The sequence below is a fragment of the Megalodesulfovibrio gigas DSM 1382 = ATCC 19364 genome (assembly GCF_000468495.1).
Taxonomy (GTDB): domain Bacteria; phylum Desulfobacterota; class Desulfovibrionia; order Desulfovibrionales; family Desulfovibrionaceae; genus Megalodesulfovibrio; species Megalodesulfovibrio gigas.
In genome coordinates this window covers 2,051,493-2,064,643 of record NC_022444.1, presented here as the reverse complement: position 1 = coordinate 2,064,643, position 13,151 = coordinate 2,051,493, and the positions used below count along the sequence as shown (strand labels likewise).

The 13,151-nt window shown below is 66.4% G+C and carries 11 protein-coding genes; 1 reads left to right on the top strand and 10 read right to left on the bottom strand.

The features are described 5' to 3' along the window. Nucleotides 1–39: 39 nt before the first annotated feature. Entirely contained in the window at nucleotides 40–219 is a 180-nt protein-coding gene (locus DGI_RS09030; protein ID WP_021760612.1) for a hypothetical protein, read from the bottom strand. Between the two features lie 178 nt (nucleotides 220–397). Here DGI_RS09030 and DGI_RS09025 point away from each other — a divergent pair, with 178 nt between their 5' ends. Further along, nucleotides 398–1,027 (top strand): FMN-dependent NADH-azoreductase, encoded by a 630-nt coding sequence (locus DGI_RS09025; RefSeq protein ID WP_021760611.1) that lies wholly within the window; start codon nucleotides 398–400, stop codon nucleotides 1,025–1,027. A gap of 92 nt (nucleotides 1,028–1,119) precedes the next feature. On the opposite strand, the gene DGI_RS09020 is transcribed toward DGI_RS09025, so the two are convergent. From DGI_RS09020 to DGI_RS08980, 9 genes are read right to left on the bottom strand one after another with little or no spacing between them, the layout of a single operon-like run. Beyond that, on the bottom strand, nucleotides 1,120–1,611 hold the full coding sequence (locus tag DGI_RS09020) for a chemotaxis protein CheD (protein ID WP_021760610.1): 492 nt from the start codon (nucleotides 1,609–1,611) through the stop codon (nucleotides 1,120–1,122). Continuing rightward, nucleotides 1,608–1,916: an STAS domain-containing protein gene (locus DGI_RS09015; protein WP_158407308.1), complete on the bottom strand. Its 309-nt coding sequence runs from the start codon at nucleotides 1,914–1,916 to the stop codon at nucleotides 1,608–1,610. Before DGI_RS09015 ends, DGI_RS09020 begins: the two co-directional genes overlap by 4 nt. A 47-nt stretch (nucleotides 1,917–1,963) precedes the next feature. Further along, complete coding sequence (locus DGI_RS17165) at nucleotides 1,964–5,122, bottom strand: response regulator (RefSeq protein WP_081696870.1); 3,159 nt, start codon at nucleotides 5,120–5,122, stop codon at nucleotides 1,964–1,966. A gap of 39 nt (nucleotides 5,123–5,161) precedes the next feature. Continuing rightward, nucleotides 5,162–6,313 carry a chemotaxis-specific protein-glutamate methyltransferase CheB gene (gene cheB / locus DGI_RS09005; RefSeq protein WP_051286573.1) on the bottom strand — a complete coding sequence of 384 codons (1,152 nt, stop codon included), beginning with the start codon at nucleotides 6,311–6,313 and terminating at the stop codon, nucleotides 5,162–5,164. A 23-nt stretch (nucleotides 6,314–6,336) separates the two neighbouring features. Continuing rightward, nucleotides 6,337–8,667, bottom strand: a complete 2,331-nt coding sequence (locus DGI_RS09000) for a hybrid sensor histidine kinase/response regulator (RefSeq protein ID WP_021760606.1) — start codon at nucleotides 8,665–8,667, stop codon at nucleotides 6,337–6,339. A gap of 18 nt (nucleotides 8,668–8,685) precedes the next feature. After that, on the bottom strand, nucleotides 8,686–10,440 hold the full coding sequence (locus DGI_RS08995) for a methyl-accepting chemotaxis protein (protein WP_051286576.1): 1,755 nt from the start codon (nucleotides 10,438–10,440) through the stop codon (nucleotides 8,686–8,688). 40 nt (nucleotides 10,441–10,480) lie between these two features. Beyond that, a complete protein-coding gene (locus DGI_RS17160) occupies nucleotides 10,481–11,119 on the bottom strand; it encodes a chemotaxis protein CheW (RefSeq protein ID WP_021760604.1) in 639 nt (212 codons plus the stop codon). A 9-nt stretch (nucleotides 11,120–11,128) separates the two neighbouring features. Continuing rightward, nucleotides 11,129–12,601, bottom strand: coding sequence for a CheR family methyltransferase (locus DGI_RS08985; RefSeq protein ID WP_027193167.1), 1,473 nt, complete (start codon nucleotides 12,599–12,601; stop codon nucleotides 11,129–11,131). A 49-nt stretch (nucleotides 12,602–12,650) separates the two neighbouring features. Beyond that, nucleotides 12,651–13,151, bottom strand: coding sequence for a chemotaxis protein CheW (locus tag DGI_RS08980; protein ID WP_021760602.1), 501 nt, complete (start codon nucleotides 13,149–13,151; stop codon nucleotides 12,651–12,653).

The window sequence follows — 13,151 nt, the reverse complement described above, 5'->3', positions numbered from 1 at the left end:
CATGCAATATGCGGGCTAGCCGCCCCCTCCTTACCGATCTCAGGCCAGGGTGTCCGACCACGCCCTGGCCCCTTCACCTTCTCCTGGCTGCGGCTCGCCCTGGCTGATGCGAGCGATGTTTTCCGAAAATGACCACCCGGCCCAGAACAGCATGGCGGCCAGGGCCACCACGCCAAGGCAGTGGGCAAGGAACCGGATGACCGAAATGCGGACGCGCATGGGCGGTCTCCTGTCTGCAACGTGTCGCGACGACAGGAAGATCCTGCCGCACCCTGCCCAAATGCAAAGACCATGCTCATTTCCGGAGGAACATTGTCGGCCCGGGCTGGGCATTTGCAGACGGTTGTGGCAGAATGCAGGCATCCTTTCCGAGATTCACCCTTCAGGAGATCGCAACATGCCGACTTTGCTGTACTTGCAAGCATCCCCACGCAGGGAGCGTTCCTACTCCACCCAGGTGGCGAACACGTTCGTGGAAGCCTGGCAGGCGGCCAATCCCGGAGCCGCCATCATCGTCAAAAACCTGTTCGAAGAAGCGCTGATGCCCTTTGACGGGCATGCCTTGCAGGCCCGCTACCATGCCCGGCAGCCCGAGTTGCTCACCCCGCAGGAGCAGGAAGCCTGGGGCCAGGTGGCGCTCCTGGCCGAGGAATTCAAGGCGGCGGATCGCCTGGTCATCGCCTCGCCCATGTGGAATTTCATGATTCCCTACCGCCTCAAGCAGTATCTGGACATCATCATCCAGCCCGGCCTGACCTTCACCGTCACCCCGGACGGCCAGTACCAGGGCCTGGCCACGGGCACCAAGGCGCTGTGCGTGCTGGCCCGCGGCGGGGCATACCCTGCGGGCACGCCGGCGGAAGCCTACGACTTCCAAAGCAAATACCTGCGGTTCGCCCTGGGATTCATCGGGGTGACGGACGTGACGACCCTGTTCGTGGAGCCCACCCTGGCCGGCAAGGAACAGGCCGAGCAGGCGCGCGACGCCATGGCGGCCAAGGCACGGGAAATGGCGACTACATTCTAGGGCACGTTGTTTTTGAAAAGAACTCTCGGGGGAAACCCTTTCGCAAGAAAGGTTCTTCCCCCGCCCCCCTTTCCAAAGACTTTTATAGGGCGTTATATTTTCTTGACCCAGGCCCCGCCGGTATGGCTGAGGAACATGAGCTTGCGGCCCTGATTGCCGCCCACATCCTGTGCGGCCGGTGTGAGGCCTCGTTGCCTGAGCAGCCGGCGGGCCATCTCCACATTGCGCGCCCCCACCTGCAGGGCGGGCCGGCCGTGCAGGGCCGTGTCCCGGTTCATGATCTCCGCCCCGCCAAAGAGCTTGGTTTCCAGGCAGTCCAGTACGGCCCCGCCCTTGCCCATGATTTCCAGCAGGTGTTCCAGGGCGTCGTCCACAAATTTACAGGGCGCTTCGGTGTCGTCGGGATAGTCGGCGCGTGTGGGCAGGAAGGCGTGCGCCACGCCGCCGATCTGGCTGACGGGGTCGAAGATGGTGATGGCCACGCAGGACCCCAGAATGGTGCTCACCAGTGTGGGCGTGCGCGCCACATGGCACTGCTTGGGATCCAGATACAGCAGCGGGAAGTGGGCAGCCAGATGTTTCACGACGAGGTTGCATCCCGTTCGGTCGGGAAGCGATGCACCTGGAAGTGCTTGTCCAGGCGCATGGAATGAATGATATCGAACACCTCATCACGGACGTTGTAGAGTTCCAACGCCCCGCCAGCGCGCTGCAGGGACATGGAAATGCCGATGAGCACGGACAGGCCCACGGAATCCAGGTCCTGCACGCGCGCCAGATCCAGCTGCAGCCGGGTGGCGCCGGAGTCCATGGCCTGTTCCGCTGCCTGCCGCAGGGCCGATACCGTCGCTGCGACAATGTTTTCTGTCATCACCAAACGATGAGTCACCACATGTTGCCCCTGTTGGTGTTGCTGATGGTGCATCCGGACACGCACTACGGCGCAGGCAGGCGCTCCAGCATGTCCCGCATGGCCGCCTGCAACTGCTCCAGCCTGATCGTGAGGCCATGCAGCGCCTCGGCCATGGCAGCCTGATCCTGCTGTTTGGCGGCGTGCTCCAGGGCCAGCGCCGCAAGGCGGGCGGCCTCGGCATCCACCGTGGCGGCAGCTCCCTTGAGGGAATGGGCCTGTTTTTGGAGGGACGCGACGTCGCCGCGCTCAAAGGCGGCGTGGAAGTTGCCGATGCGTGTTTGCAGATCGTCCAGAAAGGTCTTGTATAACAAGGCCAGGAATTCTTCATCGCCATGAATGCGCGCCAGGGTCACCGCCGTATTGAGCACGGGCATGTCATCCCCGGGTGCTGGCTGCTGCTGTCCGTCGTTCATGTTTTCCCCCCCCTGCATCCGGACATCGGACGTAGGTTGTTGGTGCGCAGCGTGGAGCGGATCGGCAACTGGAGCAGACATAGCCGTCCCTGTCTGCGCATGTCGGGCGGATCTCCCCCCCGCCGGGCCATGCAGCCGCCCCTGGTTGCTCTGTCGCTGCGAAATCGCCCCTAGTATATTCAGAAGCTGCTGCCTGTCCAGGGGTTTGGAGATATAATCATCCATGCCGGCCTTGAGAAAGCGTTCCTTGTCCCCCTTCATGGCGTGGGCCGTGAGGGCAATGATGGGGATACTCCTGTCGAATCCCGGCCGGCTGGCAAAGGCGCCGGCGCCGGCGCGGATGCGGCGGGTGGCCTCGATGCCGTCCATGATCGGCATCTGGATGTCCATGAGAATGCAGTCGAAGGTGTGCGATTCCAGGAGTTGCAAGGCTTCCTGACCATTGGCCGCCGTGGCCACGGTGTGGCCTTGCCGCTCGATGAGGCGCGCCGCCAGCAGACTGTTGACCATGTGATCCTCGGCCAGCAGCACGGCCAGACGCCGGCCTGCGACGGGCGCGTGCCCGGCTGCATCCTGGGCCGGCGAGGTTGCCTCCGCCCGGCATGACGCGTCGTCTGCAGGGGCAGGCGGGGATTCCGGCTGTTCTTCCGGCGCGGTGGTCCCCACCAGCACCCGTGCGGAAAAGAGGCTGCCCTGCCCTACCCTGCTGGACACGACGATGTCTCCGCCCATAAGCACCGCCAGCTTGCGGCTGATGGTCAGCCCAAGACCGATCCCCTGATGCGTCCTGGCCAGGGAGGCATCCACCGGGGAGAAGGGGCGGAACAACTTGCCCATCACTTCTTCGGAAATGCCGATGCCCGTGTCCGCCACCTCCAGCACCAGGGGCAGCCGGTCGGCCTGCGGCGCACCGATGCGGATGCGCAGCTCCACCTGGCCGGCAGGGGTAAACTTGATGGCGTTGCCCACAAGATTGATGAGGATCTGCCGCAGCCGGATGGGGTCGCCCACAACGAGGGGGGGGAGGTCCGGCTGCAGATCGACAATGAGCTGCAGGCCCTTGCTGCAGGCCGAGAGCTCGAAGGTATGCCGGACCGTCTCCACGAGCTCGCGCAGGTTGAGGGGCTCCTCGCGAATCTCCAGCATGCCGGCTTCGATTTTGGAGAGATCCAGAATGTCGTTGAGCAGCACCAGCAGGCCCTGGGCGGACTGCTTGAGCAGGCCCATGTAGCCGCTCTGTTCGGCATCCAGCGGCCCGGAGAGCACCAGGTCGGCCATGCCGATGACGCCGCTCAGGGGGGTGCGGATCTCGTGGCTCATGTTGGCAAGAAATTCTGTCTTGGCCAGGGCGGCCTGTTCCGCCTGGCGCTTGGCCTGGGTCAACTCTTCTTCCATGCGTTTGCGCAGGGAGATATCGCGCACGGAGCAGAGCACGCCGGCCACCCGGCCGTCGGCATCGTGCATGGGGGCGCGCAGCAACTGCACCCAGCGCGCGGGCGTGAATTCCAGGTCTTCCACATCCTGCACCGCACCGCAGGTGTCCTGCGCAGCCGCGCCGGCCATGACGCGTTCGTCCGCCGCTTCCAGCAGCAGGGCGGCAGGCAGGGGGAAGAGGTCGCGGTCGGTCTTGCCGATGATCTCCACGTCCGGCCTGCCCAGCAATTCGCAGAAGGCCTTGTTCACCGCGTGGTAGACGAGATTCCTGTCCTTGAGGGCGATGCCGTCGGGGGCGGTGGCGAGGATGGTTTCCAGCAGGGCGCGCTGGGCCTGGGCCTCCTGCTGGGCGGCCTTTATTTCGGTGATGTCTGTCAGGGAAATCACGGCGCCGCCATGCTCCCAGGTCATGGGGGCGGCCTTGAGCAGGGTCCAGGTGCGACCAGAGCTGCCCGGCGCAAGGCAGGCCATCTCCCGGGACACGGTACCGCGCTGGCCGTCCAGCAGCTGGCGGATTTCCTGGGTCAGACTGACGGGGGCATCGTGCATCAGACAGGTTTGCGCAGTGGTCGTGTCCTGCCCGGGACATCCGTCCGTCTCCACTGCGGTCCAGCATTCCAGCACGTTGAGGCCGTGTCGGCCCAGGGTGGCGCACCAGCCGGCATCGCAGCAGGAGCGATCCGGATCCACGTTGGAGGCCAGCACCTGGCCGTGTTTGTCCAGCACGGCCAGATCCGCCGGCAGGGAGTGCAAAATTTCGCGCAGCAGTGCCTCCTGCTGGCGCAGGGTGGCGCAGGCGACATCCAGCTTGCGGGTCTGGGCCACCGCGCTTTCGTAGGTGGAAAGCAGCAGGGTGAACAGCCGGCGGGGATTCTCGGGCACGTCCAGCGTCCGGCCCTGGTAGACGGGCGGGGCCTGGACGCCGCCATGGAGCAGACGGGCGATCTGATCCAGCAGCTGCCCATCGTCATACGGCTTGGTGACGATGGCATCTGCACCGCATTCCATGCCGCGGACAATATCCTTGGGATCGCTCAGGGTGGTGAGCAACAGCACAGGCAGGCAGGCGGTGGCCGGATGCTCGCGCAAGGCCTTGGTGAGTTGATAGCCGTCCAACCAGGGCATGAGGATGTCTGTGATGACGAGTTGCGGCGGTTGCAGGGCTTGCGGATCCGTGGCCAGGCGCAAGGCCTGTTCGCCGTCACTGGCCAGGAGCACCGTGTATCCGGCGTCTTCCAGCAGGAATTGCAGCTTGAGCGCCTGGGTGGGGCTGTCTTCTGCCACCAGGACTACGGGGGTGGCCATTTCGGGCGCAGCGAGTGGGTTCGTATTCATACCGTGTGCCGTATCGCTTGCACGACTGTGCGCCCCGGGTCAAGCTGCGTGTGACGGTGTGGAGCGGCCCAGGGCCAGCCAGTTCAGAAAACCGGCGATCGACTGCAGGGGGAGAACCTTGGTGGCGGCGCCGAGTTTGACAGCCTGCCCCGGCATGCCGAAGACGATGCAGCTGGCCTCGTCCTGCACGATGGTCATGGCGCCGGAGCGCTTCATGGCCTGCAGGCCGGCGGCGCCATCGCGGCCCATGCCCGTCAGCAGCACGCCCACCCCGCGCCTGCCGAACACGGCGGCGCAGGAACGAAAGAGCTTGTTCACCGAGGGTTTGACGCTTTCTTCGGGCGGGGAATCCTCCAGGGCGATGCTCATGGATCGGGTGAGATTCATGTGCCGCTTGTCCGGGGCAAAATAGACCACTCCCTGCTGCAGGAGCTGCCCCGGCGTGGCGATGCGCACCGGCAGACGGGACGTCTGATTGAGCCAGGTCACCAGCCCTTGCAGAAAGCCGGAGGCGATGTGCTGCACCACCAGTACGGGCCAGGGGAAGGCCGGATCCAGCCCGGCGAGGAGCTGTTCCAGAGCCTGGGGACCACCGGTGGACGCACCGATGCATAGAATTTCGTAGGGCAGATGCGTCGCGGAGTCCTGGGCTGCCGCACCGGCAGCACCGCTCTTGCCCGCCGCGGCGGTTCCCGGGCTGCCTGCCTCCGACACGGGAGGCGTCAGGGGAGCGCGCCGGAGGCGTCGCACCACTTTCACTTCGCTCATCAGGCGCACGGTTTCCACCAGATGGGCAACGGACGCGTCGCAGCCGGCATTGCCCAGGCGCGGCTTTTCCAGCAGGGTCAGGGCTCCGGCATCCAGGGCCAGGAACAGGGTGGACGTCTCCTGCGGGTTGAGGACTGCGCTCACCAGGACGATGGGCGTGGGGCATTCCTCCATGATGCGCCGGGTGGCCTCGATACCGTTCATGTCCGGCATTTGAAAATCCATGGTCACCACATCCGGACGCAAGGCCTTGACCTGAGCCAGGGCCTCGATGCCGCTGGCAGCCTGACCCACCACCTTCATGCGCCTGTCGCGTTCCAGCATCTCGCACAGGGCCTCACGGACGCAGGCGGAGTCGTCCACCACCAGGACGCGGATGTCCTCGGGCTCGTCGGGCGGCGCTGCTGTATGCAAAGCGTTCATGGGCAGTGTCCTCGCGGGCTGGCTCAGGCAGTTGGCAGCAGCCTGGAAAGGGTTTGCAGCAGATCGCTTTGGTCGAAACGGCTTTTGACGATGTACGCATCTGCCCCGGCCTGCATGCCGGCCTCCTGATGGACAGGATCTGCCAGGGAGGTGACCAGCACCACCGGGAGCCGGGCCAGGGCGGCATCCGCCCGGATGCGGCGCACCAGCTCCAGGCCGTCCATGCGCGGCATTTCCACATCGCTCACCAGGGCGTCCAGCATGCCTTCCCCGGCATCGGCCGGCTGGCGGCCACGAGGTCCACGAGCATCATGCGCGGCGGCGTGCTGCAGTTTGACAAGGGCTTCCTGCCCGTCCACCGCGGTGAGCACCACATAGCCGGCGGTTTCCAGCACGTTTTTGAGCAGCATGCGGGAGGTGATGGAATCCTCGGCCACCAGGACGCGGCGCGGCCGTCGTGCTGCGCGGGACCGGCCGGATTCCGGCTTGGCTCTGGGACCGGCGGCAGCAGTGCGGGCCATCTGGCGCAAGTCCGCCACATCGAGCACGGGCACCAGTTCGCCATCTCCCAGGAGCACCACGCCGCGCACGCCGCGCAACCCGGTCAGCTGCGGCCCCAGGCTGCGCAGGGTCACGTCCGCCTCGCCCAGGATGGCATCCACCATCAGCCCCAGGGGGCCGGTCTCCGCGCTGCCCGTGGCGCTGGCGTCCGGCTCGCCTGTTTCCCCGGCAATGAGCACGGGACGGCGGATGGCGGCATCGTCCGTGCCTGCGGCAATGTCCAGCCCCAGCAGGCGGGCCATGGCCGCCACCTGGATGAAGGAGCCCTCGGTCACCAGCATGCCCCCTGCCCCAGACCCGCACACCGTGCCCGCCGCCTGCACCACGCGGTGCACCTCGCCCTTGCGCACGATGAATCGCCGGCCGCCGCAGGCCACCACCAAGCCTTCGAAGCGCATGAGGGAAAGCGGCAGATGCAGGGTGACCACGCTGCCCTGACCGGGCGTGGTGCGCAGCTGGGCATTGCCACCCACGCGTTCGAGCTTTTCCCTGACAATGTTCATGCCCAGCCCGCGGCCGGAAATGTGATCCACATGATCCCGGGTGCTGAACTCCGGCCGCCAGATGAGGTCCAGCAGGGCCGGCGTATCCAGCAGGGCGGCGTCTTCTGGCGTGTACATGCCGCGCTGCACGGCCTTGCGGCGCACGGCCTCGCAGTCCACGCCCCGGCCATCGTCAACGATGACGATGCGGGTGCGATCGCCGCCGAGGACCTCAATACGAATGTCGATGCGCCCCTGACCCGGCTTGCCTGCGGCCTCCCGTTCGGTGGGGGATTCGATGCCATGATCCACGGCGTTGCGCAGCAGATGCAAAAAGGCGTCGCCCAACTGCTCCAGGATGCGGCGGTCGATGGAGGCATCTGCCCCCTGCACCGTCAGCTGCACCTGCTTGCCCTGGGAGGCGGCGATATCCTGCACCATGCGCGGATAGCCTTCCAGCAGGGCATCCCACGGCAGCAGCAGGGTCTGGGTAATGGATTCCAACAGCTCATCCACCACGGTGGCGATGATGCGATGATGCCTCGCCAGGGACTTGGCCAGGGTCCGACTCTCCCGGACCAGGCCTTCCAGAACCATGGCGCTGTCGCCCTGCTGTGTGCGCAGGCAGGCGGCCAGGCCTTCCTGCAGGGCCCGCGCCTGGGTCGCATGCAATGCGGCAGCGTTCTTGGAGGTCAGCAATCCTTCCACCTGCCCCAGCAGGCCTTCCAGGGCCGCCGTGGGCAGGCGCACGGTATGCGACTCCAGCCCCGGGCACGACGGGGGCGGTTCCGGGCAGTTCGCTTCCGCAGGCGTGGATGAAGGAGGGGTCGCTGATGCCGGCGTGTCCGGGCGTTCGGCAGGCGGCGGGGCAGGTGACTGGGCAGGTGACTGGGCGGGCTCGCCGTCCAGGCGGCGCAAAAAGGTCTCCACCGTGCCAGCGGAAGGACCAGCCGTGCCGGCGGCCGCCGCAGCCGTCATGGTGCGGATGAGGACCACAGCCTCGCGCAGCAGCTGGATCAGCCGGAACTCCAACGGAGATTCGCCGCGTTTGATGCGCCAGACGCTGGATTCCAGCCCCTGGCACAGGGCCTCCAGCAGGGGCAGATCCACCGTCCGCCCCGCGCCCTTGAGGCTGTGCAGCTCCCGGTACATGCCATCCAGCCGCTGGACGGCCTCGGGATGCTGGCGGTAATCCGGCAAGGCCAGGGCTTCTTCCAGCACGTCCAGGGCCGCCTCCATGGCGACGATGCGCTCGGCGGCCTCCGCCTGAAATGCGGCCCGGAGTTTCTGGAAAAAGCGTGCGTCGTCCATATGGGGAGGTGTCCGCGCTCAGATTTTGTACAGGGACAGCAGGGCCGTCAGCTCGTTTGCCAGGGTTCCCAGGGCATGGAGGGACTGGTCGAGCTGGCGGGCGCTTTCCACATTCTGGTCCGAGGCCTGGCGGATGCTCTCCATGGCCTGGGCCACCTGCTCCATGCCGGCCAGTTCTTCCTGACTGGACGCGGCAATCTGCGCCGCGGCCTGGGCATCCTTGCTGGCCACTTCCACCAGTCCCTGGATGGACTGGGCCGCCTGGGCCACCTGGGTTTCCCCGCGGGCCACGGCCTTGCCGCCTTCCTCGGTGCTGAGCACGGCGGAGGTGGTGGCCTTGCGGATCTCTTCCAGAATGCCGCGGATTTCCGCCGTGGACTGCTTGGACTGCTCGGCAAGGCTGCGAATCTCGCGAGCCACCACGGCAAAGCCGCGGCCCTCTTCCCCGGCCCGGGAGGCCTCGATGGAAGCGTTCACGGCCAGCACGTTGGATTGATCCGCCAGATCGTTCACCGCCAGGATGATATCGCCGATACGCTGGCTTTTTTCCGAAAGCGCGATGATGCCCTGGGCAATGGAATCCATCTTCTCCCGAATCTGGGCCATGGCCTGGAACACGGCGTCCGTGGCAGCCTTGCCTTCCAGGGCCACGCGCACGGCCTCCTTGGAGCGTTCGGACACGCCGCGGGCTTTCTGGTTGGTGAGGGAGGCCGTCTGCCGGACCTCCTCCACCGTGGCGGTGGTTTCGCTCATGGCCGCGGCGGTTTCCGCGGCGCTGGAGGAGAGTTCCGCCGTGGTGACGGAAATCTGACTGATGGATGCCCCCAGGGTGTTCATGGCGTGCTGGATCTGTTCTGTCATCTCGCGCAGGTTGCGGCCCATAGTCCGCAGGCTGGCGCCGAACTCGTCCTTGTTGGAACGCACGGGCACTTCCTGCCGCAGGTCGCCCGCGGCAATGCCTTCCATGACGCCGGCCATCTGCTGCAGGGAGGTGATCATGCGCTGAAAGGCCTTGGCCAGCATGCCCACCTCGTCCTTGCGGACCGTATCCCCGATGGCGGGATGCAGGTCCCCGGTGGCGATGGCGTCCGCCGCCTGCACCACGTTGCTCAAGGGTCTGACGATGCCCCGCCCGATGCCCACGGCCATGAGGATGCCCAGCACCACCGCGGTCATGGCGCCGTACTGGATCATGAGCAGATCCTGGTGGGCAGTCTGGTCGGCCGCGCGGCGCACGGCCTGGGAGACGGCGCTCACCTGCCCTTCCAGCACCCGGAGGTTGCCGCGGAATTTTTCCAGGGCCACCAGGGTCTCGCCCATGAAAATCTGGCGCACCCGAGGCATGGCGGCAGCGCCATCGCGACGGTACAGCTCCTTCATTTCCGTCAGGGAATGATGCATGGCCTTGTGCGGCGCATCCAGGGAGGCAATGGAATCGACCAGCTCGGGATGCTCCGTTTCCAGGACCTTCCGCTCAGGACCGTAGTACCACTTGCCGAATTCACACTGGGTATGATCTGCCTGGGCCGCCACCTGCTCCATGTCTTCCAGGATCAGGCCCTGCGCGACCTCGGTGGACCATGCCAGGTGACTTGTCTCATTCACTTTCAGCAGGTAGATGTCCATGACGGCGTCGGTGACGGAGTGCATGCCTTCCAGCACTTCCTCCGTGCCGCGCACGGCCCGGAAGCCGAGCAGCACCAGCAGCAGCAGCACCGTACCGAAGCCCACCGCCAGTTTGGAGCCGATGGACAAATTTTTCCACTGCATCATGCGCTCTCCTTGCCAGATGGCATCATCGCGTTGCGGCGCCTCATGCGTGTGCCCCGGGTTGCAAGGCCGGGTCCGTCAGCAGGGCATGCATGTCCAAAAAAGTCGTCACCGACGGGGGGGAGGCCAGGTCTCGAACCATGGCGGCCTGCACCACGGCGCGCCGGCAGGTCCCGAGCCGGCCGGCGGCCGGAGGCGGCGCACGCCACAGCGCCCCCCCTGGGAGCGCCTCCCGCGCCAGACCACCCACGCCCAACAGGGCATCCACCTCGAACAACAGCTCCAGCCGGGGGGCCTCCACATCCGGCCCGTGCATGGCCACCACCAGCCGGCCGCGGTCCGACTCAATATCTGCCTCGGCGTCCGTGCCCGACTGCCCCGACTGCAGGCCCAAAAGCTGCGCCAGGCTGTTGACGGCCAGAATGCGGCCCTCCCAGAGCATGACCCCGGCGATGAACGCCGGCGTGCCGGGCAGGGGCAGCAGATGATGCACATGCCCCGCGCCAAGGACAAAGCGCGTATCCACGGCAAAGGCCTGATCCCCCAGGGCGAAAAACAACATTTCCTGGACCGCGACCCGGTCGCACTGTTCCCGGGAAACGGCCGGGCGGGCCAGCTCGCGGGCGCGCCGGGCCAGCACGGCATCGGCATCGGAAGTCAACAGGCAGAGTGTGGTGGACATGATTTGGAATTATTCCATAAACAGGACCTGCTCCACAAGCTCCCTGAGCCGCCCGGCCGAAAGTCCTTCGGCATTGGGGGCCAGGGCATCCGGCGGCAGGCCCTGGAGCTGGTCCAGGAGCACACGAGCGTGCGTGGCCACGGCGGCGACAGCGCCGGCATCGCGCTCCAGACACAGGAGCAGATACCGCGTCATGACCAGGGACGGATCCAGATACAATGCCTTGCGCCAGGCCTTGCGGGCGTCCTCCTCGTTGCCGGCGGCAGCGTGGATGACACCATCGAGATGATGCAGGGCGGGATCCAGCCGCGCCGTCTCCAGGGCCTTGGCCACCCAGCGGCCGGCTTCTTCCAGGCGGCCGGCATCGGCCAGCTGTCGGGCCAGGGATGCGGCACGGGCCGGCCAGTCGCCCTCCATGGCCGGCACGGCGGCGTCCAATCCGACAGGCTCCAGCTTCGCAGCGACCGGAAAGGCGGCCACTTCCGGCTCCGACCCACTCTCCGGCCATTCCCCGTCCGGCAAATATGGTCGCGTGTCCTGCTCCGCATCGGCCTGCTCCAGCATGTTCGCCGACGGCTGCACCTCCGGCAGCAGGCAGGACCACGGCGAACATTCTCCCCCCTTGCGGAACAGGAGGGCGCTTTCCAGCCGCACGGGTTCCAGCAGCTCCAGCTCCATCAAATGCGCCGCCTCGGCCGGGGCCGTGACCAGCCAGCCACCCTGGGCCATGCGGCCCGTGAACCGCGCCGTCACCTCGCGCATGCCGTCCTTGGTGAAATATAGCAGCACGTTGCGGCACAGGATCAGGTCGAATTCGCGGCACATGTCCCTGGGCCAACCCGGGCTGGCCAGGTTGAGCTGCTCGAAGCGGACCATCTTGCGGATGGCAGGGATGATGCGCCGAATCTGACTGGATTCCTGCACGAAATACTCCAGCAGCCAATCCGGGGACCCACGGAAGGACCATTGCCGGTATCCGCCTGCCTGGGCCTTGTGCAGAAACCGCGGATTCAGATCCGTGGCCAGCAGCAGATTCTCCCGCCCGCTGCGCCAGAGCCCGGCGCGGTGCAGCATGATGGCCAGGGTGTACGGCTCCTCCCCGGTGCAGCAGCCGGCGCTCCAGATGCGCAGCCCCCGCTGTTCGCGGTCTGCCTGCTGGGCCAGGGCCGGCAGCACATGGGCCTCCAGCATGGCCAGGGTGCGCATTTCGCGGAAAAAATACGTCTCCGCCACCGCCAGGTGATCGGCCAGCACATCCCACTGGGCGGCCGTGAGTCCGCCGGAGACGATGGCCGAGGCGAACACTCCCAGCTCCTGCCCAAGCTCCCTGGCAGCGGCGTCCAGGCGGCGCTCGAAATCCGTCTGCCGATCCGTCAAGTAGGCCATGCCCGTGCGATCGGCGATGCGCTGCGCCACCTGCCGGTACAGCAGGGGCGACAACACATGGGGCGGCGATGCCGGCGGCGGTTCCTCGCGGGACATGCCTTCCCGCTAGCACAGGCATACCCGGAAGGCCAGCCAAGACATTGGCTTATCCCTGTGGCTCGCCCCGCTTCTCCAGGGCGGCCCGCAGGGCTTCTTCCTCGTCGGGCAAAAAGAAGCGGTCCGGATCATGCAACATGATCATTTCCTCTCCCAGGTGCGCCACGCCGGCCACCAGCTCCAGCCCGGGCCACAAGGGCGCGGTCGCCGGCGAGACAACACCCGTCCACTGGAACACTTCCCCGGCGCCATCCACCTGCATGGCCATGCGCCGACGGGTCGTGCGCAGGATGACCAGCTGCTGATACGGCAACACGCGCATGGGCTGCATGCCGAACCGCACCCGCGGATCCACCACGGGCAGAAAATCCCCGGCCATATCGATGACGCCGCGGACCACGGCCGGCGCGCCCGGCAGGGGGGTGACGGCCACCATGCGCGTCACGCGCTCCACCGCTTCCAGGGGCAGGGCAAAGGTTCGATCATCCAGGAAGAACGGCAGGCAGGCCAGGGACGGCGAGGGAGTCGAAGGCGTGGCAAGGGTGGTCAT